General features: G+C 73.1%; 19 protein-coding genes. 11 read left to right on the top strand and 8 right to left on the bottom strand.

Annotated elements, in window-relative coordinates:
* Positions 1–15: 15 nt before the first annotated feature.
* The 4 genes from ilvA to ACPCK6_RS24660 all read right to left on the bottom strand — a co-directional run bounded on the left by ilvA (position 16) and on the right by ACPCK6_RS24660 (position 4,758).
* On the bottom strand, positions 16–1,236 hold the full coding sequence (ilvA, locus tag ACPCK6_RS24675; RefSeq protein WP_194798525.1) for a threonine ammonia-lyase: 1,221 nt from the start codon (positions 1,234–1,236) through the stop codon (positions 16–18).
* Positions 1,233–2,039 (bottom strand): DUF4328 domain-containing protein, encoded by an 807-nt coding sequence (locus ACPCK6_RS24670; RefSeq protein WP_423482359.1) that lies wholly within the window; start codon positions 2,037–2,039, stop codon positions 1,233–1,235. The genes ilvA and ACPCK6_RS24670 overlap by 4 nt, the downstream gene beginning before the upstream one ends.
* Before the next feature lie 147 nt (positions 2,040–2,186).
* Positions 2,187–3,599: an amidase gene (locus ACPCK6_RS24665; RefSeq protein ID WP_423482358.1), complete on the bottom strand. Its 1,413-nt coding sequence runs from the start codon at positions 3,597–3,599 to the stop codon at positions 2,187–2,189.
* Positions 3,600–3,615: 16 nt separating this feature from the next.
* Positions 3,616–4,758: a cystathionine gamma-synthase gene (locus tag ACPCK6_RS24660; RefSeq protein ID WP_423482357.1), complete on the bottom strand. Its 1,143-nt coding sequence runs from the start codon at positions 4,756–4,758 to the stop codon at positions 3,616–3,618.
* A gap of 530 nt (positions 4,759–5,288) precedes the next feature.
* Between ACPCK6_RS24660 and ACPCK6_RS24655 the strand changes: the two genes are divergently transcribed.
* Together ACPCK6_RS24655 and msrA are read left to right on the top strand one after the other, a co-directional pair.
* Positions 5,289–5,702, top strand: a complete 414-nt coding sequence (locus ACPCK6_RS24655; RefSeq protein ID WP_423482356.1) for an HIT family protein — start codon at positions 5,289–5,291, stop codon at positions 5,700–5,702.
* Positions 5,703–5,778: 76 nt separating this feature from the next.
* Positions 5,779–6,438: a peptide-methionine (S)-S-oxide reductase MsrA gene (gene msrA, locus ACPCK6_RS24650; protein ID WP_302904092.1), complete on the top strand. Its 660-nt coding sequence runs from the start codon at positions 5,779–5,781 to the stop codon at positions 6,436–6,438.
* A gap of 66 nt (positions 6,439–6,504) precedes the next feature.
* On the opposite strand, the gene ACPCK6_RS24645 is transcribed toward msrA, so the two are convergent.
* On the bottom strand, positions 6,505–6,858 hold the full coding sequence (locus tag ACPCK6_RS24645; RefSeq protein ID WP_423482355.1) for a hypothetical protein: 354 nt from the start codon (positions 6,856–6,858) through the stop codon (positions 6,505–6,507).
* Complete coding sequence (locus ACPCK6_RS24640) at positions 6,855–7,322, bottom strand: hypothetical protein (protein ID WP_396879975.1); 468 nt, start codon at positions 7,320–7,322, stop codon at positions 6,855–6,857. The genes ACPCK6_RS24645 and ACPCK6_RS24640 overlap by 4 nt, the downstream gene beginning before the upstream one ends.
* Positions 7,323–7,527: 205 nt before the next feature.
* Here ACPCK6_RS24640 and ACPCK6_RS24635 point away from each other — a divergent pair, with 205 nt between their 5' ends.
* The 5 genes from ACPCK6_RS24635 (at position 7,528) to ACPCK6_RS24615 (ending at position 14,085) form a co-directional block, all read left to right on the top strand.
* Positions 7,528–9,318, top strand: coding sequence for an N-acetylglutaminylglutamine amidotransferase (locus ACPCK6_RS24635; RefSeq protein ID WP_423482354.1), 1,791 nt, complete (start codon positions 7,528–7,530; stop codon positions 9,316–9,318).
* Between the two features lie 2 nt (positions 9,319–9,320).
* Complete coding sequence (ngg, locus tag ACPCK6_RS24630) at positions 9,321–11,159, top strand: N-acetylglutaminylglutamine synthetase (protein WP_396879973.1); 1,839 nt, start codon at positions 9,321–9,323, stop codon at positions 11,157–11,159.
* Complete coding sequence (locus ACPCK6_RS24625; protein ID WP_423482353.1) at positions 11,156–12,340, top strand: osmoprotectant NAGGN system M42 family peptidase; 1,185 nt, start codon at positions 11,156–11,158, stop codon at positions 12,338–12,340. The genes ngg and ACPCK6_RS24625 overlap by 4 nt, the downstream gene beginning before the upstream one ends.
* 309 nt (positions 12,341–12,649) lie before the next feature.
* Positions 12,650–13,579, top strand: a complete 930-nt coding sequence (locus ACPCK6_RS24620; RefSeq protein ID WP_396879972.1) for a ribonuclease Z — start codon at positions 12,650–12,652, stop codon at positions 13,577–13,579.
* Positions 13,576–14,085 (top strand): GNAT family N-acetyltransferase, encoded by a 510-nt coding sequence (locus tag ACPCK6_RS24615; RefSeq protein ID WP_423482352.1) that lies wholly within the window; start codon positions 13,576–13,578, stop codon positions 14,083–14,085. Before ACPCK6_RS24620 ends, ACPCK6_RS24615 begins: the two co-directional genes overlap by 4 nt.
* 89 nt (positions 14,086–14,174) lie before the next feature.
* Here ACPCK6_RS24615 and ACPCK6_RS24610 read toward each other — a convergent pair whose 3' ends face one another.
* Both ACPCK6_RS24610 and ACPCK6_RS24605 read right to left on the bottom strand, forming a co-directional pair.
* Complete coding sequence (locus ACPCK6_RS24610) at positions 14,175–15,545, bottom strand: cystathionine beta-synthase (RefSeq protein ID WP_423482351.1); 1,371 nt, start codon at positions 15,543–15,545, stop codon at positions 14,175–14,177.
* A 76-nt stretch (positions 15,546–15,621) separates the two neighbouring features.
* The gene (locus ACPCK6_RS24605) at positions 15,622–15,978 is read right to left on the bottom strand and encodes a YkvA family protein (RefSeq protein ID WP_396879969.1); all 357 of its coding nucleotides are present in this window, start codon (positions 15,976–15,978) and stop codon (positions 15,622–15,624) included.
* A 141-nt stretch (positions 15,979–16,119) separates the two neighbouring features.
* Between ACPCK6_RS24605 and ACPCK6_RS24600 the strand changes: the two genes are divergently transcribed.
* From ACPCK6_RS24600 to ACPCK6_RS24585, 4 genes are read left to right on the top strand one after another with little or no spacing between them, the layout of a single operon-like run.
* A complete protein-coding gene (locus ACPCK6_RS24600; RefSeq protein ID WP_252449809.1) occupies positions 16,120–17,166 on the top strand; it encodes an SGNH/GDSL hydrolase family protein in 1,047 nt (348 codons plus the stop codon).
* Positions 17,167–17,203: 37 nt separating this feature from the next.
* Positions 17,204–18,016, top strand: coding sequence for an SGNH/GDSL hydrolase family protein (locus ACPCK6_RS24595; protein ID WP_396879968.1), 813 nt, complete (start codon positions 17,204–17,206; stop codon positions 18,014–18,016).
* A 58-nt stretch (positions 18,017–18,074) separates the two neighbouring features.
* Positions 18,075–19,337 (top strand): acetyl-CoA C-acetyltransferase, encoded by a 1,263-nt coding sequence (locus ACPCK6_RS24590; protein ID WP_355506613.1) that lies wholly within the window; start codon positions 18,075–18,077, stop codon positions 19,335–19,337.
* 40 nt (positions 19,338–19,377) lie between these two features.
* Positions 19,378–20,862 (top strand): CYTH and CHAD domain-containing protein, encoded by a 1,485-nt coding sequence (locus ACPCK6_RS24585; protein WP_423482350.1) that lies wholly within the window; start codon positions 19,378–19,380, stop codon positions 20,860–20,862.
* Positions 20,863–20,911 lie beyond the last annotated feature (49 nt).

The raw sequence follows: 20,911 nt of genomic DNA, 5'->3' as shown, positions 1-20,911 counted from the left end.
CGTTCCGCCGAGGGCTCAGCCCTCGCCGGTGAAGACCACCTGGTAGCCGCTGGCCCGCAGCGCGCTGATCAGCGTGTCCGAGTGCTCCACCCCGCGGGTCTCCACCGACAGGGCCACCTCCACCTCGCCGAGGCGCAGGTGCGGGTTGGCGCGCTGGTGCACCACGTCCACCACGTTGGCCCGGTGCTCGGCGATCTCGCCCAGCAGGGAGGCGAGCTGGCCGGGCCGGTCCGTGCAGCGCACGGTGATCCGCAGGAACCGCCCCGCCGCCGCCAGGCCGTGCTCGATCACCCGGAGCATGAGCAGCGGGTCGATGTTGCCGCCGGAGAGCACCGCGACGACCGGCGCGGTCACCTCCACCGCGCCGGCCAGCAGCGCCGCCACGCCGACCGCGCCGGCCGGCTCGACGACCTGCTTGCCGCGTTCCAGCAGCATCAGCAGCGCCCGGGAGATGTCCTCCTCGGAGACCGTCACCACGTCGTCGACCAGCTTGCGGACATGCGTGAAGGTCAGCTCGCCCGGACGGCCCACGGCGATGCCGTCGGCGATCGTCGCGAACGAGGGCAGCCGCAGCGGCTCGCCGGCCCGCAGCGAGGGCGGGAAGGCGGCGGCGCTCGCCGCCTGGACCCCGATCACGCGTACGTCGGGACGCAGCGCCTTGGCCGCCACCGCCATGCCCGAGACGAGCCCGCCGCCGCCCACCCCGGTCACGATGGTGCGCACCTCCGGGCACTGTTCCAGGATCTCCAGCGCCACGGTGCCCTGACCGGCGATCACGTCCGCGTGGTCGAACGGGTGGATGAACACCGCTCCGGTCCGCTCGGCGAACGTCTGCGCCGCGACGAGCGACTCGTCCACCGTGTTGCCGACCAGCTCGATCTGCGCGCCGTACCCTTTCGTCGCGGCGACCTTCGGCAGCGGCGCGTTCACCGGCATGAAGACGGTGGCGTGCGCGCCGACCAGCCCGGCGGCGAGCGCCACCCCCTGGGCGTGGTTGCCGGCGCTCGCCGCGACCACACCGCGGGCCCGCTCCTCGGCCGAGAGCCGGGAGATCCGCACGTACGCGCCGCGCACCTTGTACGACCCGGCGCGCTGGAGGTTCTCGCACTTGAGCCAGACCGGCCCGCCGAGCGCGGCGCTGAGCGGCCGGGACGGCTCCAGCGGGGTGGTACGGGTGACCCCGGCGAGCAGCTCCCGCGCGGCCTGTACGTCGGCGAGGCCGACCAGTTCCGTCATGCCCCGATCGTGCCACCCGGGGTGGGCGGAACCTGCGGCGACGTCGGCGCAACCGGCATCGGCGCGGCGGGCGCGGGCCGGCCCGGTTCGCCGGGCCAGGCGGACTGACCGGGCCAGCCCGGCTGCCCCGGCCACACGGGCACGGCCCGCGCGAGCCGGTCCTGCTGGGCGGCGGAGATCCGGCGGATCAGCACGACGAACGCGATCCCGGCGACCAGGCAGGCCACCGCCGGCACCAGCCGGGGCGCGAGCGCGTCCTCGTAGAAGCGCACGTACGTGGCGAACTCCGCGTCGTTGCGGGGCAGCTCGGTCAGCCGGTCGTAGCGCTGCTGCTCGGCCCGCGCGACGAACCGGTCACCGATCAGGAACACCAGCCAGCTCACCCACCACACCCCGACCAGCCACGACTGGCGGCGCTGCCACACGCTGTTGCGGAGCAGGTCGGCGAGCACCCGGGCCGGTACGACGAAGTTGGCCAGCGGCACCAGCCACCCGGCGATGGCCCACGCCGGGCTCAGGTTCGGCACCGCGCCCGGGAACGCGTCCAGGTTCTTGCGCGCCCGCCACGTCCAGATCACCACGAGCGTCCCGGCGGTCAGCAGGGCGAGCAGGTACGGCAGCGAGAACAGCACCTCGGCCAGCACCGCGCCGAGCAGCACGTCCCGGTCGAGCTGCTCGGCGGCCGAGCGGGCCAGCCGGGCACCCACCAGCGGGAACAGGGCGGTGAGCAGGTAGCACAGGGTGGCGGCGCCGACCGCGAACGCGCCGGCCACGGCCAGACCGCGCACGCCGTACGTGGGCACGCCGGGGCTCACGGCGGGCTGACCGACTCGGGTGCCGCAACGCCGGCACTCCTCGAAGGCCGGGGACGTGGGGTTCCCGCAGGTCTGGCAGTTCATCGGGGACCGTCCGAGATGGTGTGCGCGACAGGGTGCGCACACGCTAGACGATCACGCGCTGGCCGGCGACCCCGTTCCGACGCGGGGATAGCCGGGCGCGTGCCGGGCCCACGGCGCCTGCATCTCGAACTGGCCGGCCACGCCGAGCAGCAACAGTTCCGAGCCGGGCGGGCCGACGAACTGCACGCCCACCGGCAGGCCGTCCGGGCGGCGGCCGACCGGCACCACTATCGACGGCAGCCCGGCGATGTTCCACGGCGCCGCGTACGGGGCGTACCTGATGTTCGTCGACATGTTCGCCAGCCAGGAGCGGCCGGACCAGCCGGCGGCCTCCGGCGGCGGCCCGGCCAGCGCCGGGGTGAGCAGCAGGTCGATCGAGTTGTCCGCGAAGAAGTGCACCGACCGTTCGCGCCAGGCGGCCCGGTCGGCCTCCCGCACGTACCCACGGCGCTGTGCCCAGTCGCCGAGCGTGACGTGCCGGCGGCTGCGGCGCTGGAGCCGGCGCGGCGCCACTCCGGCGGCGCGCGCGTCGGCGGCGGCCGCCGCGAACCAGGTGGCGATGCCCTGGAGGCCGAGCCGGGTCGGGTAGACCGGGTCGGCGGGCACGGTGTCGTGCCCGGCCGCGGCCAGCAGCCGGCCGGCGGCGGCGACCGCGTCCCGGTTCGGCGCGTCCGGCGAGACGCCACGTACCGGCGAGCGCAGCGAGACGCCCACCCGCAGCCGCTCCGGCGGGACCAGCTTGTCCGGCCGGCGGCCGGCCAGCACCGAGAAGCCGACCACCGCGTCGGCGACGGTGCTGGTGAGCATGCCGTGCTCGGTGAGGCCGAACCAGTCGTCCGCGCCGAGCTGGCAGGGCACCACGCCCCGGCCGGGCTTGAGCCCGACCAGGCCGCAGCAGGCCGCCGGGATGCGGATCGACCCGAGGCCGTCGTTGCCGTGGGCCATCGGCACCAGCCCGGCGGCCACCGCCGCGGCCGCGCCACCGGACGAACCACCCGGGGTACGCGCCGGATCCCACGGGTTGCGGGTGACAGCGGTGTCGTCGTCGGTGAGGGCCCACAGCCCCAGCTCCGGCATCCGCGTGACACCGAGGATCACCGCGCCGGCGCCGCGCAGCCGCCGGACCACCTCGTGGTCGGCCTCCGCCACCGGCGTACGCATCGCGGCCGACCCGTTCCAGGTGGGCAGGCCGGCCACCGGCGTGTTCTCCTTGACCGCCACCGGCACCCCGGCGAGCGGCAGGTTCGCCAGTTCCTCCTGCTCGTCGACCTTCTCCGCCTCGGTGATCGCCTCACCGCCGCGTACCGCGCGGAACGCGCCCAGCTCGGGATCCACCCGGGCGACGTGGTCCAGGTGGTCGGCGACGACCTGGGTGGCGGAGACGTCGCCACGGCGTACCGCCCGGGCGATCTGTTTCGCGGTCGTCCCGACCCAGGTCGTCGGCAAGATGTCCGGCACTGCCACCCTCCCCAACCAGCGGTCAGCCCAGGGCCTGCTCCAGATCGGCGAGCAGGTCGTCGACCGTCTCGATGCCGACAGACAGTCGCACGAGATCGCCGGGAACTTCAAGCGGCGAGCCCGCAGCACTCGCGTGTGTCATCCGGCCCGGGTGCTCGATCAGGGACTCGACGCCGCCCAGCGACTCGGCGAGCACGAACAACCGGGCCCGGTTGCAGATCTGGACGGCGTGCTCCTCGCCGCCCGCCGCGCGGAACGAGATCATGCCGCCGAACCGGCGCATCTGCTTGGCGGCCACCTCGTGGCCGGGGTGCGACGGCAGACCCGGGTAGACGACCTGGGCGACCTTGGCGTGTCCGTCCAGGTAGGCCGCGATCCGCTCGGCGTTGTCGCAGTGCCGGTCCATCCGTACCCCGAGGGTCTTGATGCCGCGCAGCGTGAGCCAGGCGTCGAACGGCCCGTTGACCGCGCCCATCGCGTTCTGGTGGTAGCGCAGTTCCTCGCCGAGCGTGCGGTCCGCCGCGACGAGCGCGCCACCGACCACGTCGGAGTGTCCGCCGACGTACTTGGTGGTGGAGTGCACCACCACGTCCGCGCCGAACGCGATCGGCTGCTGCAGGTACGGCGACGCGAACGTGTTGTCGACCACCAGCAGCGCGCCGGCGTCGTGCGCCACCGCGGCGAGCGCGGCGATGTCGGCGATGCCGAGCAGCGGGTTGGTCGGCGTCTCCACCCAGACGATCCGGGTGGTGCCCGGGCGGATCGCGGCCCGCACGGCGTCCGGGTCGGAGACCTTCGCCGGGGTGTACGCGAGGCCCCAGCGCTCGGCCACCTTGGCGAACAGCCGGTACGTGCCGCCGTACGCGTCGTCCGGGATCACCACGTGGTCGCCCGGCTTGCAGACGGTCCGCAGCAGCGTGTCCTCGGCGGCCAGCCCGCTGGCGAAGGCGAGCGCCACCGGGCCGCCCTCCAGCGCGGCCAGGCACTCCTGGAGCGCGTCCCGGGTGGGGTTGCCGGAGCGGCTGTACTCGTAGCCCTCGCGGGGCGCGCCGACGGCGTCCTGGGCGTACGTGCTGGTCTGGTAGATCGGCGGGATCACCGCACCGGTGCGGGCCTCCGGGTCCTGACCGGCGTGGATGGCGAGTGTCTCGAAGCCGTGGCTCATGCCGCAGACGTTAGTCCCCCGCCCGGTCCCGCTCCCGGCAACCCGGTGCGAGTCACAAGCGCGAAGGTGTCGGGGCGGTCGGCCGTACTGGTCCGGTGATTCGACCGAGGCGCTCCCCTCTCGCCTGCACGGCGTCGCCGACCGGATCCCGGCCTCGCTGGATCTCCTGAGCGGCCCACGGTCGGGGCGGGTCAGCTTGCCCGTGCGCCTCGCGTGGTCGGGCCCCGCCGGCTATGACGTGGGTGACCCAGGTGAGCGGCTGACCCTCTACTGCCTCCTGCTGGACTGCGGCCAGCGGGACGACATCATGAGATACGTCAACGCTGCGCTGCTCCGCCAGGACTGGCCACGTAGACCGGCCCACCGGCATCCCCGAAGACGACTGGGACGCCTACCTCGACCGCTCCTGACCCGCCCAGTTTCGCGCCGATCATGAGGTTAGCGGTGCCGGCGGTCCGATTTGTCGCCGCCAACCTCATGATCACGCTCGCCCGGAGGTGGGGTGGGCGGGTCGGGCCTAGGGTGGGCTCGTGAGCGGGTGTGTGTTCTGCGGGATCGTGGCGGGCGAGGTGCCGGCGTTCCAGGTGACCGACGAGCCGGACGGGGTCGCGTTCCTCGACACCCGGCCGGTGTTCAAGGGCCACGTGCTCGTGGTGCCCCACACCCACCTGGTCACCCTGTCCGACCTGCCGGCCGACGCGCTGCCCGGCTACTTCCGGCTGGTGCAACGGATCGCCGTGGCGGTGGAGACCGGTCTGGGCTCCGGTGGGACGTTCGTGGCGATGAACAACCGGGTGTCCCAGTCCGTGCCGCACCTGCACACCCACGTGGTGCCCCGGACCAAGGGCGACGGGCTGCGCGGCTTCTTCTGGCCGCGTACGCGCTACGCCGACGACGCCGAGGCGACGGAGTTCGCCGGGCGGATCTCGGCGGCGCTGGCCTGACGCCGGCGTGGGCGGGTAAGGAACCGGGGGCCGACGCTGTTGCACACGCTGGGAAAGCCAAGAGAGGAGTCCCACCGTGTTCCTCCGCCGCATGAAGGCCGAGATGATCTCTCCTGACCAGGCCCTGCCGGGCCGCCCGATCGCGATGCCGATCGCCGACCGGCACGAGGTGCTTCCGTCCTCGCTGAAGGGCCCGTTCCCCGAGGGCGCGCAGGTCGCCGTCTTCGGCATGGGCTGCTTCTGGGGCGCCGAGCGGCTGTTCTGGACCCTCCCCGGCGTGATCACCACGTCCGCCGGTTACGCGGGCGGGTACACCACCAACCCGACGTACGAGGAGGTCTGCTCGGGCATGACCGGGCACGCCGAGGTGGTCCAGGTGGTCTACGACCCGTCGAAGATCGCCTACGAGGATCTGCTGAAGGTCTTCTGGGAGAACCACGACCCGACCCAGGGCATGCGCCAGGGCAACGACGTGGGCACCCAGTACCGCTCGGCGATCTACACCACCACCGACGAGCAGGCCGCCGCCGCGAAGGCGTCGCGGGACGCGTTCGCGCCGATCGTGGCCCGGGCCGGCAAGGGTGAGATCACCACCGAGATCGCCCCGCTCGGCGACTACTACTTCGCCGAGGACTACCACCAGCAGTACCTGGCGCCGACGAAGAACCCGAACGGCTACTGCAACCACGGACCGAACGGGCTGAGCTGCCCGGTCGGCGTGGCCCGCACCGCGTAGCCAGACGGAGCACTGACCCGTTCGGGCCCTCGTCCCTCAAGGGACGGGGGCCCGAACGCACTGCGGTCAATCGGTGGCTCTGGGATGGCCGGTTCCGGCGTGCTTGATCCAGCAGGTTCGGGTCTGGTCGTCGACCAGGTACCAGACACGGCCGCCGGCGGTGACCTCGTACTGCCACTGCGGCAGTGACCGCCCGTTGTGCACGGCTGTGGCGAGGGAGCCCTTGAGGGGGTGCTGGCGGCTGTTCGGCGGAGACGGGCACGGGTGCGCCTCGATCGCGTCGAACGCGCCGCGCGTGTTGGCCGCGGCCTGCCGGCACAGTTCCTCCCAGCCCTTCGCCGCGTCGTTCGTGGCGAACCGCAGGGCGTACCCGCCGGGCCGGGGTGGCGGGGCGGCGCGGTCGCCGCGCTTCGCACTCACTCGTCGATCGGGCGCGTGACCGGCCCGAAGTCGTCGGCGCTGGGCGCGGCCAGAATCCGATGCAGGTCGGGATCGGCGTGCACCTCAGCCGTGTGCCGCCATTCGGTGAGCAGCTGGGACACCGCCGCGGTGCTGCCGACAGCCGCTGCGGCCTCGGCCGTGGCGATGAACTCGTCCGTCATCTGCTCGACGTCCCCCTGCGGCAGGAACCGCATCCAGGGCAGCACTGTCGGAAGTGTCTCCCGGACCAGGGCCGGCTCTCGCCGTGCCAGGCCGGCCAGCAGACGCGCGGTCAGGTCGACCACCTCCCCCTCGGCTTCAGCCCGTTCGGCGGACATCAGCACCAGGTCGGCGGCGTCGCGGCGACGGAGCCGCAGCGCCCGGGTACGGGCCAGCCGTTCGGCGGTTTCCGTCGGCTGGCGCAGCAGCTCGGAGAACGGCACCGACTCCAAGGGCATCGACATGACATCAATACTACTTCAGAAGTAGCGTGCTGCGGCATTCCTCACACCCCTGCGGGTGCCGAATCCCGACATCGGGTGGAGCGGGGCAGGAACCGAAGGCGTGACAGGCAACCACCCTGCGTGACGGCGCATCGTAGCAAGCTGTCACACGTTCGTCATCGTCTCAACAGGCGAACTGCAACAAGCTCTGGCAGCATTGGCTCGTATGTGCGGACTTGCGGGAGAGTTCCGCCGTGACGGTTCACGCGCCGACGTCTCGGCCGTGGAGCGGATGGCGGCCACGATGAGTGACCGAGGGCCCGACGACAGCGGCATCTGGTCGCAGGGCCCGACCGCGCTGGGACACCGGCGCCTGAAGATCATCGACCTGTCCGCGGCGAGCGGCCAACCCATCGTGGACGCCGCCGCCGGGCTCACCGGTGTCTTCAACGGCTGCATCTACAACTATCGGGAACTACGCGCCGAGCTGCAGGCCAAGGGCCACCGGTTCTTCTCCTCCGGCGACAGCGAGGTCGTGGTCAAGGCGTACGCCGAGTGGGGGCTCGAGTTCGTCGACCACCTGATCGGCATGTTCGCGGTGGCGATCAGCGAGCGCGACACCGGCCGCCTGGTGCTGGCCCGGGACCGCCTCGGCATCAAGCCGCTCTACCTGGCCGAGAGCCCCGGCGTGGTCCGGTTCGCCTCGACGCTGCCGGCGCTGCTCGCCGGCGGCGGCATCGACACCACCATCGACCGGGTGGCGCTCGCCCACTACCTGAGCTTCCACAGCATCGTGCCGCCGCCGCGGACCATCCTCGCCGGCGTCACCAAGCTGCCGCCGGCCACGGTCCGGGTGTACGAGGCGGACGGCTCGACCCACGAGCGGGTCTACTGGGATCCGTCCTTCGGCCGCGCCGCCGAGCGGGCCGGCTGGTCCGAGCGGGACTGGCAGGACGCGCTGCTCGACTCGCTGACCACCGCCGTACGCCGCCGCATGGTGGCCGACGTCCCGGTGGGCGTGCTGCTCTCCGGCGGCCTCGACTCCAGCCTGGTCGTCGCGCTGCTCGCCGGCGAGGGGCAGGCCCGGTCCGGCCTGGCCACGTTCTCCATCGGCTTCGACGCGGTCGGCGGCCGGGAGGGCGACGAGTTCGTCTACTCCGACCTGGTGGCGAAGACGTTCGGCACCGACCACCACCAGATCCGGGTGCCCACCGGTGACCTGCTGCCGCCGCTGGAGGCCGCCGTCGCGGCCATGAGCGAGCCCATGGTCAGCCACGACTGCGTGGCGTTCTGGCTGCTCAGCCAGGAGGTCGCGAAGCACGTCAAGGTGGTGCAGTCGGGCCAGGGCGCGGACGAGATCCTCGGTGGCTACCACTGGTACCCGCCGCTCGCCGGGGTGGACCGGGAGCAGGCGCTCGAGACGTACGCGAAGGCGTTCTTCGACCGCGACGCGGCCGGACTGGCCCGGGTGCTCAACCCGGCGTGGCTGGCCGACGGCGACCCGGCGCGGGAGTTCGTGGCCGCGCACCTGGGCCGCGCGGGGGCGCAGACCGCCGTCGACGCGGGCCTGCGGATCGACACCCAGGTCATGCTGACCGACGACCCGGTGAAGCGGGTCGACAACATGACCATGGCGCACGGGCTGGAGGCCCGCGTGCCGTTCCTCGACCACGAGTTCGTCGAGTTGGCCGCGAGCTGCCCGCCGGAGCTGAAGCTCGCCCAGGGCGGCAAGGGCGTGCTCAAGGAGATCGGCCGCCGGGTCCTGCCGCACGAGGTCATCGACCGGCCCAAGGGCTACTTCCCGGTGCCCGGACTCACCCACCTGGAGGGCAAGCTCCTCGACCGGGTACGCGACGCGCTCACCGCGCCGGAGGCGCGCCGTCGCGACCTGTTCCGCGCCGACTACGTCGACGCGCTGCTCGCCGACCCGAATGCCGAACTGACCCCGTTGAACGGAAACAAGCTGTGGCAACTGGGACTCCTGGAAATGTGGCTCCAGAGCCACGGAATCGACTGACCATGACCGACACCCTCGCCACCGGAACGGCGCGTACCGACCGGGAACGGGTGCTGGGGCGCCGCCGGGAACGCATCGGCCCCGGCGGTGACCCGGTCGCACCCGGTACGCCTGAGCCGCGGCAGCCGGAGACCGCGTCCACCGACGCCTCGGGCGTGGTACTGGACTGCGGCTGGGGCCGGCTGGTGTTCGGGCAGACGTTCGACGACCAGGTGCACGTGGCCGACGTGCTGCGCTCCGAGGCGGTCGGCGCCCGGGACATCTGCATCTACCTGCGCGACCCGCACGTGCTGGTGTCCCGGCTGCCGGACGAGCTGTTCATCGACCCGTCGCTGACGTACCGGCTGCCGCTGGGCGAGAAGCGGCCCGCCGCCACCGAGGGCGGCGAGGTGCCCGGGCTGACCGTCCGGCCGCTGCGGGACGCCGCCGACGCCGAGGCGGTGAACCGGATCTACGCGCGCAACGGCATGGTCACCGCCCCGGTCGAGGTGCTGGTGGACAACGCCGGCACGGACCGGTTCCTGCACCTGGTGGCCGAGGACACCACGGGTGAGGTGGTCGGCACCATCACCGGCGTGGACCACGTCGCGGTCTTCGGCGACCCGGAGAACGGCGCCAGCCTGTGGTGCCTCACCGTCGACTTCAACACCGCCCCGCCCGGCACCGGGCAGGCGCTGCTGACCGCGCTCGCCGACCGGCTCGACGAGCGCGGCCGGGCGTTCGTCGACCTGTCCGTGCTGGCCGAGAACTCGGGCGCGATCCGGCTGTACGAGCGCCTCGGCTTCCACCGCACCGGCACGCTCTGCGTGAAGCGGAAGAACCCGATCAACGAGCGCCTGTTCCTGCCCGCCATGCCCGAGGGGTACGACGAGCTGAACCCGTACGCGAAGATCGTCGCGGACGAGGCGATGCGCCGCGGCATCCGGGTCGAGGTGACCGACCCGCACTGGGGTGAGCTGAAGCTGACCACCGGCGGCCGGACCATCCACACCCGCGAGTCGCTGTCGGAGCTGACCTCGGCGGTGGCGATGAGCCGCTGCGACGACAAGCGGGTGACCCGGCGCATCCTCACCGAGGCGGGGCTGTCGGTGCCGCGCGGGCGTACCGCCACCGGCGAGCCCGACGACGTGGCGTTCCTGAACGACGTGGGTCCGGTGGTGGTCAAGCCGGCGCGCGGCGAGCAGGGCAACGGCATCACCGTCGGCGTGCGTACGCCGGAGGCGCTGACCGCCGCCGTCGAGCTGGCCCGCCGGTTCTGCCCGGACGTGCTGATCGAGGAGCTGCGCGCGGGCGAGGACCTGCGGGTCGTGGTGATCGACCACGAGGTGGTCGCCGCCGCGGTGCGCCGGCCGGCGCAGATCACCGGCGACGGCGTGCACGACATCACCGAGCTGATCGAGCGGCAGAGCCGCCGCCGGGCCGCAGCCACCGGCGGTGAGTCCCGCATCCCGGTCGACGACATGACCCGCGAGGTGGTGGCGGAGGCCGGGTACCGGATGCACGACGTGCTCCCGGAGGGCGAGGTTCTCGCGGTCCGGCGGACGGCCAACCTGCACACCGGCGGCACGATCCACGACGTGACCGCCGAGCTGCACCCGGCGATCGCCGAGGCGTGCGTCACCGCGAGCCGGGCGCTGGACATCCCGGTCACCGGGCTGGACCTGCTGGTCCCCGCCCCGGACCAGCCGGAACACGTGTTCATCGAGGCGAACGAGCGGCCCGGACTGGCCAACCACGAACCGCAGCCGACCGCCGAACGCTTCGTCGACCTGCTCTTCCCGGGTACCCGGGCACCGCAGCGACTCTGGTCGCCGGCCGGTGCGGCAGGCTCTGGGGCATGACCGCACGCAAACCCCAACCGCTCAAGCTCGACCTCGACTACCTCCGCCAGGTGCTGGTGGAGCTGCTGGAGATCCCCAGCCCGTCGGGGCGCACCGACCACATCCAGCAGTACGTGGGCGAGCGGCTCTCCGCGATCGGGATCAGCTCCACGCTGACCCGTCGCGGGGCGCTGAGCGCCTGTCTGCCCGGCCCCCGGTCGACCGGCGCCGACCGGGCCGTGGTGGTGCACACCGACACCATCGGCGGCATGGTGAAGCGGCTCAAGGAGAACGGCCGGCTGGAGGTCAACCCGATCGGTACGCACAGCGCCCGCTTCGCCGAGGGCGCCCACGTGCGGATCTTCACCGACGACCTGGAGCGGATCGTCACCGGCCAGGTGCTGCCGCTGAAGGCGAGCGGCCACCGCTACAACGAGGCCGTCGACCTCCAGGGCGTCGGCTGGGAACTGGTCGAGGTGCGGGTGGACGAGCCGGTGCACGACGAGGCCGGGCTGCGGGCGTTGGGCATCGACGCCGGGGACTTCGTCGCGTTCCTGCCCAACCCGACCATCACCCCGAACGGGTACGTCAAGTCCCGGCACCTGGACGACAAGGCGGGCGTGGCGGCGGTGCTGACCGCCTTCAAGGCGATGGTCGACGCCGGGATCACCCCGGCGGTCACCGCGCACCTGCTGGTCACCGTCACCGAGGAGATCGGCCACGGCGCCAGCCACGGCCTGGACCCGGACGTCGCGGAGATCGTCTCGGTCGACGCGGCGGTGGTCGCGCCGGGTCAGCAGTCCCGGGAGACCGCGGCGACACTCGCGATGGGCGACGGGGTCGGCCCGTTCGACTACCACCTGACCCGCAACCTCGCCTCGATCGCCAAGGACCACGGCGTCGACCTGGTCCGGGACGTGTTCGACTACTACCGCTCGGACGTGGCGGCAGCGGTCGAGGCCGGGGCGCACGCCCGGGTGGCGCTGCTCGGGTTCGGCGTCGACGCCACCCACGGCCACGAGCGCACCCACCTCGACGGCCTGCACCAGCTCACCCAGCTGCTCTGCCTCTACCTCCAGAGCCCGCTGGTCTTCCCGGAGTGGGACGCCGAGCCGGAGGGCGACCTGGCCGACTTCCCGTCGCTCGCAGTGCAGCCGGCGAACGAGGACGGCCCGCGCGAGGGCCCGATCGGCCTGGACTGACCGGGCCTGTGATCGAAATCCGTTGCCGCGGCCGCCGCGAAGTGGATAGCGTGGCGGTACACGGGAAAGGAGGTGGTCCAGACTTGTATAGCAATCGGACTCGTGAGGTGGCTGTCCGCTAGCCGCTGTCCTCGACAGTGAAAACTCGCCCGCCGCGAGGCGGGCACCTGCAGGATCGTCGAGACCGTGTGGCAGCGGTGCGGCGAAACCACGACAGCCACCCGACCCCCGGGGTGCCGGCCCAGTCCAGCCGGCCCGCGCGCGAGCGCGGAAGCCCCGGGGGTCGCTTTTTGCCTTCCGGAGGATGCCGTGTCCATGCGTGAGCTGGTGGTGCTCGGTACGGCCAGCCAGGCCCCGACCCGGCAACGCAACCACAACGGTTACCTGCTGCGCTGGGACGACGAGGTGATCCTCTTCGACCCGGGTGAGGGCAGCCAGCGGCAGATGCTGCACACCGGGATCACCGCCACCGACCTGACCCGGATCTGCGTCACCCACTTCCACGGCGACCACTGCCTCGGCCTGCCCGGCATGATCCAGCGGCTCTCGCTGGACCGCGTACCGCGCCCGGTGGCGGTGCACTTCCCGGCCGGCGGCGCCGAGTACTTCGCCCGGCTGCGGCACGCCTCCAGCTTCTACGAGACCGCCGAACTCGCCGTCGAGCCGATCGACGCCGACGGGCAGCGGATCACCCTGGGCATCGGCACGCTGGAGGCCCGCCGGCTGCGGCACCCGATCGAGACGTACGGGTACCGCCTGATCGAGCCGGACGGCTGCCGGATGCTTCCGGAGCGGCTGGCCGCGTACGGCATCGCCGGTCCGGACACCGGAAGGCTGCTGCGCGACGGGCACCTGGACCGCGACGGACGCCGCGTCACCCGGGACGAGGTGAGCGTGACCCGGCCGGGGCAGCGGTTCGCGTTCGTGATGGACACCGGGCTCTGCGACGGCGTGTACGCGCTGGCCGAGCACGCCGACCTGCTGGTCATCGAGTCGACGTTCCTGGAGTCGGAGGCGGCACTCGCCGCCGAGGTCGGGCACCTCACCGCGGGCCAGGCCGCGCGGGTGGCGGCCGAGTCGGGGGTACGGACGCTCGTGCTCACCCACTTCTCCCAGCGGTACGCCGACCCGCGCCGCTTCCACGACGAGGCCCGCGAGCACTTCCCCGGTGACCTGGTGATCGCCGAGGATCTTCAGACGGTACAGGTGCCGCCCCGGCGGGTACCGTCGCCCGGGTGACGATCTCCCTACGTTCCGCGACCGAAGCCGACCTGATGGCGGTCGGCGCCCTGCACCAGCGTTCACGGACGGCGGCGTACTCGTCGTTCCTGCCGCCCGAGGCGCTGGCCGACCCGACGCCCGAGGCGATGGGCCGCTACTGGGTGGAGCGGCTGACCTGGGAGGGCTCCGACCACCGGATGACGGTGGCCGAGCGGGACGGGCGGCTGGTGGGCTTCAGCTACCTCGGGCCCGACGACGAGGGCGACCCGGCGACCGGGCTGCTCAACGCGATCCACCTGGAGCCGTCCGAGCGGGGCCGGGGCACCGGCCGGGCGCTGATGGTGGACGCGCTCGACGCGATGCGGGCCCGGGGATGGACGCGCGCGGTGCTGTGGGTGCTGCGGGACAACGCCGCGGCGCGCGGGTTCTACGAGCGCGGCGGCTGGGTCGCCTCCGGTGAGCAGCGGGACGAGCACATCGGCCGGGTGCTCGTCCCCCAGCTCCGCTACGCCCGCCGCTTGTAAGGAAGGGCCCCTTCTTAACGCCTCCGGTAGAGGAAGGGCCCCCTTTTAACACCGAGTGTTAAAAGGGGGCCCTTCCTTACAACGCTGGGTCATCGGGCGCCGAGGTGGGCCAGCAGGTCCTGGCGGGTCAGCACGCCCTTGGGCTTGCCGTCGACCAGCACCAGCGCGGCGTCGGCCTTCTCCAGCAGCCCGACCGCCTCGCTCACCGGCTGGCCGCCGCCGATCATCGGCAGCGGCTCGCCCATGTGCCGCTCGATCGTGTCGTGCAGGTGGGCCTGACCGGTGAACAGCGCGTCGAGCAGATCCTTCTCGGCGATCGAACCGGCCACCTCGCCGGTCACCACCGGCGGCTCGGCCTTGAGCACCGGGAGCTGGGAGACGCCGTACTCGCGCATGTAGTCGATCGCGTCGCGGACCGTCTCGGTCGGGTGCACGTGCACCAGCTCGGGCAGGCCACCGGGCTTGCCGGCGAGCGCGTCGGCGACGGTCGGCTCGGTGCCCGAGTCGTCCAGGAAGCCGTACCGGGCCATCCACTTGTCGTTGAAGATCTTCGACAGGTAGCCCCGGCCGCCGTCCGGCAGCAGCACCACGATCACGTCGTCCGGGCCGGCCTTGCGGGCCACCTCCAGCGCACCCACCACGGCCATGCCGCAGGAGCCGCCGACCAGCAGACCCTCCTCGCGGGCCAGCCGGCGGGTCATCTCGAAGGACTCCTTGTCCGACACCTCGACGATCTCGTCGGCGATCCCCCGGTCGTACGTCTCCGGCCAGAAGTCCTCACCGACGCCCTCGACCAGGTACGGCCGGCCGGTGCCACCGGAGTAGACCGAGCCCTCCGGGTCCGCGCCGATCACCTTGACCCGGCCCTCGGACGCCTCCTTGAGGTAGCGGCCGATGCCGGAGATGGTGCCGCCGGTGCCGACGCCCGCGACGAAGTGGGTGATCCTGCCCTCGGTCTGCCGCCACAGCTCCGGGCCGGTGGTCTCGTAGTGCGAGCGCGGGTTGGCCGGGTTGCTGTACTGGTTGGGCTTCCACGCGCCGGGGATCTCCCGGGCCAGCCGGTCGGAGACGTTGTAGTAGGAGCGCGGATCCTCCGGCGCGACGGCGGTCGGGCAGACCACCACCTCGGCACCGTACGCGCGCAGCACGTCCTGCTTGTCCTGGCTGACCTTGTCCGGGCAGACGAAGACGCAGCGGTAACCCTTGAGCTGGGCCACCAGGGCCAGCCCGACGCCCGTGTTGCCGCTGGTCGGCTCCACGATCGTGCCGCCAGGCCGCAGGATGCCCGCCTTCTCGGCGTCCTCCACCATGCGCAGCGCGATCCGGTCCTTGACCGAGCCGCCCGGGTTCACGTACTCCACCTTCGCCAGCACGGTGGCCTGGATGCCCTCGGTGACGTTGCGCAGGCGTACCAGCGGGGTGTTGCCGATCAGCTCGACGACGTTGTCGTAGTACTGCACCTCGTTGTGCCCTTCGTCGCGCCGCCGTCGTGGGGCGGCCGGTCAGCTCTCAGTTCGCCGACCAGCGTACGTGTCGTCAGGGCACCACATGCCCGGGGATGACGGAGCTGCGACGTGCCTCCCACTCCAGGAACCGCTCGGTCTCGGCGAGCACGCTGCCGGCCAGCCAGGTGACCATGACCGCGTCGTCGGCCAGCCCGAAGATCGCCAGCGGGATCTCCGGCAGCAGGTCGATCGGGGAGACGATGTACGCCGTCGCCCCGGCCATCAGCGCCAGGCGCAGGCCACCGTCGTACTCGCCCCGGGTGGTCGCGCGGACCATCCGCGGCAGCGCCGCCAGCCGTGCCCCGAGCGACGGCCCGCCCCGCGTACCAGCCGCCAGCGCCCGGGCCAGCGCCGCGAACGCGGCGCTGCGCTTCAACGTCTTCCCCATGATGTCGCCCCTCTCCGCTCGACCATGGTGCGGCCCGATGGCAAGTCCACGTCCGCTGCCCCCATCGGTACCCAATCCGGGCACCGCCCAGCCATCCGATCAAGGACAGCAGTGGTCGTACCGGCGCGATACTGTCGGTTCATGGGGGACGCTGGTTCCGTCGCGCCGGTCCGTCGGCAGCGCGCCCGGCAGATCGCCCGCCTCGCGGCGATCGGCACGGGCGCCACGGTGGCGGCCACCGCCGCCACCGGTGGGGTGCTGCTCGGCCAGGCCCGGCAGGCCCGCCGCACCATCCCGATGGCGCAGGCCCCGCCGCCGCGCTGTGACGGTGTGTACGGCGCGAGACTGCCCGGCCCGCCGATCACCATGGTCATCCTGGGCGACTCCTCAGCGGCCGGGTACGGCGTGCACAGGCGCCGGGAGACACCGGGCTCGCTGCTGGCCACCGGGCTGTCCCGCCGCCTGCACCGGCCGGTCCGGCTGCACCGGTTCGCCGTGGTCGGCGCGTTGTCGTCCGGGCTGAAGCCGCAGGTCGAGTCCGCCCTGGAGGTCGAGCCGGACGTCGCAGTGATCCTGGTCGGCGGCAACGACGTCACCAACCGCTCACCGTTCTCGGTAGCGGTGCGATACCTGGTCGACGCGGTCCGCACGCTCCGGGCGGCCGGCTGTGAGGTGGTCGTCGGCACCTGCCCCGACCTGGGCACCATCCGGCCGATCCAGCCGCCGCTGCGCTGGCTGGCCCGGCGCTGGAGCCGCCAGCTCGCCGCGGCGCAGACGGTGGGCGTGGTCGAGGCCGGCGGCCGTGCCGTCTCGCTCGGCGACATGCTCGGGCCACGGTTCGCCGCCGACCCCGGGCGGATGTTCGCCTGGGACCGGTTCCACCCCTCCGCCGAGGGGTACGCGATAGCCGCGGCGGCGTTGCTGCCCACCGTGCTGTCCGCGTTGGGCGCGGTCCCGGAACGCAGGCCTGTCCTGCCCGGCGTGGAAGGCGTACGGTCGCTCCCGGAGGCCGCCCACCAAGCGGCCCGGCACGCCGGCACGGAGGTCAGCGGCGCCCAGCTCCGGGGTCGTGACCGCGGGCCGGGCGGGCGGTGGGCGCAGCTTCGCCGGCGGGCCTTCTTCGGCGTCGGCGCGGTGCCACCGACCGGCAGCGCCGCCGACTCGGCAACGCTGGAGGGAACGGCATGAGCGAGCGCAGCGAGCGAATCGGCCGGGAGGTGACGGCATGAGCGAGCGTGGTGAGGTGGCCCGGTGGGGCCGGGCCGCCGCCCTGTCGTTGCTGGCCGGCACGGTGGGCGGCGCGGCGGTCCTGGCCGGCCAGGCCATCGCCGCCCGCACCCGCGAGTACGCCCAGCCCGAGCTGGGCCTGGTGCTGCGCGCGACGGTCGGCCGCGCGGACGCGCCGCCGCTGCGGCTGGTGCTGCTGGGTGACTCGTCGGCGCTCGGTGTGGGCGTCGACCGGTTCGAGGACACCATCGGCGGTCAGCTCGCCAACCTGCTCGCGGAGGGGCCGACCGGCCGCCGGGTGCAGCTGTCCAGCGTGGGGGTCTCCGGCTCGCGCGCCACCGACCTGGCGACCCAGGTGGCCCGGGCGTTGCTCGGCGAGCGGCCGGACGTGGCGGTGGTGCTGATCGGGGCGAACGACGCCACCGCGATGTCCCGGCCCGGCGACGCGGCGGCCTATCTCGGTTCGGCGGTACGCCGTCTGCGGGAGGCGCACGTCGAGGTGGTGGTGGGCACGTGCCCCGATCTCGGCGCGGTACGCGCTGTCGCCGCACCGCTGCGCCAGGTGCTGGGCTGGTCCGGGCGGCGGATGGCGCGGGCCCAGACGGCGGCCGTGCTGGACGCCGGCGGCACCGTCGTCGACCTGGGCACCGAGACCGGTCCGGTGTTCCGCGCGGACGCGGGCACGCTCTGCCACGACGGCTTCCACCCGTCGGCCGACGGGTACCGGGTCTGGGCGCACGCCCTGCTCCCGGCGGTCGAGGCGGCCGCTGCCGTCGCGTTCCGGCATCACCGGCAGCCGCCCACGGGGTGACATTTCCCGCCCGCCTCGCGGCTTCCCGGGCATGTTACTCGCGCGTTAACGTTGGTTCATGCCGATTGAGTCGCCCCGCGACGCCGTCATCGTCGCCACCGCCCGGTCCCCCATCGGCCGCGCGTTCAAGGGTTCCCTCCGCGAGGTCCGCCCGGACGACCTCGCCGCCACCATCGTCCAGGCCGCCCTCGACAAGGTCCCGGCGCTCGATCCCACCACCATCGACGACCTCTACCTCGGGTGCGGTCTGCCCGGCGGTGAGCAGGGCTTCAACATGGCCCGGGTGGTCGCCACCCTGATGGGCCTCGACGGCCTGCCCGGCGCCACGCTGACCCGCTACTGCGCGTCCTCGCTCCAGACCACCCGGATGGCGATGCACGCGATCCGGGCCGGTGAGGGTGACGTGTTCATCTCCGCCGGCGTGGAGATGGTCTCCCGGTACGCCCGGGGCAACTCGGACACGCTGCCGCCGGAGGCGCAGGCGCTCGTCGGCGGCGGCTGGGAGAACCCCCGCTTCGCCGAGGCGCGGGAGCGTTCCGCGGCCCGCGCCCAGGGCGGTGCCGAGGTGTGGACCGACCCGCGCGAGGCCGGGCAGCTCCCCGACATCTACCTCGCCATGGGGCAGACCGCCGAGAACCTGGCCCAGGCGTACGACGTGACCCGCGAGGACATGGACGCGTTCGGCGTCCGCAGCCAGAACCTCGCCGAGAAGGCGATCGCCGACGGCTTCTGGGCCCGTGAGATCACCCCGGTCACCACGCCGGACGGCACGGTGGTCAGCACCGACGACGGCCCGCGTGCCGGGGTGACCCTGGAGGCGGTGGCCGGTCTGAAGCCGGTGTTCCGCCCGGACGGCCGGATCACCGCCGGCAACTGCTGCCCGCTCAACGACGGCGCCGCCGCCGTGGTGATCATGAGCGCGCAGCGCGCGTCCGAGCTGGGGCTCACCCCGCTGGCCCGGATCGTCTCCACCGGTGTCACCGCGCTCTCTCCCGAGATCATGGGCCTGGGCCCGGTCGAGGCGTCGAAGCAGGCGCTCAAGCGCGCCGGCATGACCATCGACGACGTCGACCTGGTCGAGATCAACGAGGCGTTCGCCGCTCAGGTGATCCCCTCGTACCGGCAGCTCGGCATTCCGGAGGAGAAGCTGAACGTCGCCGGTGGCGCGATCGCCGTCGGCCACCCGTTCGGCATGACCGGCGCCCGGATCACCGGCACGCTGCTGAACGCGCTGGAGTGGCACGACAAGACCATTGGTCTGGAGACCATGTGCGTCGGCGGCGGCCAGGGCATGGCGATGGTGCTCGAACGACTGAGCTGAGACCGGTTCGCCGGTGCGCGGGCCGGGTACGGGAGGCCGCATGGCGACCGTCGTGGAACGTGAGCGCAAGTACTCCGGCGACGAGGGTTTCCGGCTGCCCGACCTGACCGGGTGCGGTGGCGTCGTGACCATGTCCGACGCCACCGTCTCGGATCTGGACGCCGTCTACTGGGACACCGACGACCTGCTCCTGCTGCGCAGCGGGCACGCGCTGCGCCGGCGTACCGGCGGGCACGACGCGGGCTGGCACCTCAAGGTGGGCGCTGTCGGTGGCGCCCGGGTCGAGCACCAGTTCCCGGCCGGGGCGTCCGACGACGGTCCGCCGCCCGAGGTGGTGGCGCTGGTCCGGGGCGCGTCGCGCGGGCGCCCTGTGGCCCCGGCGGCCCGGGTCGTCAACCGCCGCCGGGAACACCGGCTGCTCGACGCGGACGGCCGGGTGCTGGCCGAGGTGGCCGAGGACGACGTCCGGTCCGAGGATCTGGTGGACGGCACCGCGCGGACCTGGCACGAGATCGAGATCGAGCTGGTCGAGGGCGACGATGCGCTGCTCGACACCCTCGGGGAGCGGCTGCGCGCGGCAGGCGCCCGCGAGGTGGCGGTCAGCAAGTCGCACCGGGCCGTCGCCGGCCGGATCGAACGCTTCGACGACCGGGAGCCGGACGGCCCGGCGGGACCGGTCCTGGAGTACGTCAGGGTGCAGCGGGACGCGATCGTCGGCAACCACGCGGCCGCGTACCAGGGGGACGAGGACGCGGTCCACGACATGCGCGTGGCGACCCGCCGGTTGCGGGCGACCCTGCGTACCTTCCGGGGGTTGTGGGACCGCCGGGAGAGCGAGGCGGTCCGGGCCGAGCTGCGCCGGCTCGGCGGCGAGCTGGGCCGGGTCCGCGACACCCAGGTGATGGCGGCCCGGCTCACCGAGGCGGTGCACGAGCTGCCGGGCGAGCTGGTGCTCGGCCCGGTGTCGGCGCGGATCGGCGAACGGTTCGCCGCCGAACGGGCCGAGGCGACCAGCGGGCTGCGGTCCGCGCTGGACGCCGACCGCTACCCCGCCCTGCTGGCCCGCTTGGACCGGCTCGCCGACGCCGCGCCCGCCGACGTCGGCCGACGCTGGGTGGACCGCCGGATCCGCAAGGCGGTACGCCGTGCCGACGCCCGGCTGGACCGGGCGCTCGCCATCACCGGGCCGGACGGTGACATCGCGCTGCACGAGGCGCGCAAGAAGCTCAAGGCCGCCCGCTACGCGGTGGAGGTGCGCGAGCCGGCCGCCGGCAAGCGGGCCGCCCGGCTGGTGAAGCGGTTCAAGGCGCTCCAGGACCTGCTCGGCACCCACCAGGACTCGGTGGTCACCCGGGAGGCGCTGCGGCGGCAGGCGCTCCAGGCGTACGCCGACGGCGAGAACACGTTCACCTACGGCCTGCTGCACGCGAGGCAGGCCGAGACCGCCGGCCACGACCGCCCGGCCGTCCTGCGGGCCCGCGACCGCTCACGACACCGCAAGGTACGCCGCTGGCTGAAGCCCTGACCACCCTCCCCTCCTCCGTCGATCATGAAGTTGACGGGGACCGGCGCCC

Source organism: Micromonospora sp. AB353 (assembly GCF_049538395.1).
GTDB lineage: Bacteria > Actinomycetota > Actinomycetes > Mycobacteriales > Micromonosporaceae > Micromonospora > Micromonospora aurantiaca.
This window is presented reverse-complemented; position numbering and strand designations above follow the sequence as displayed.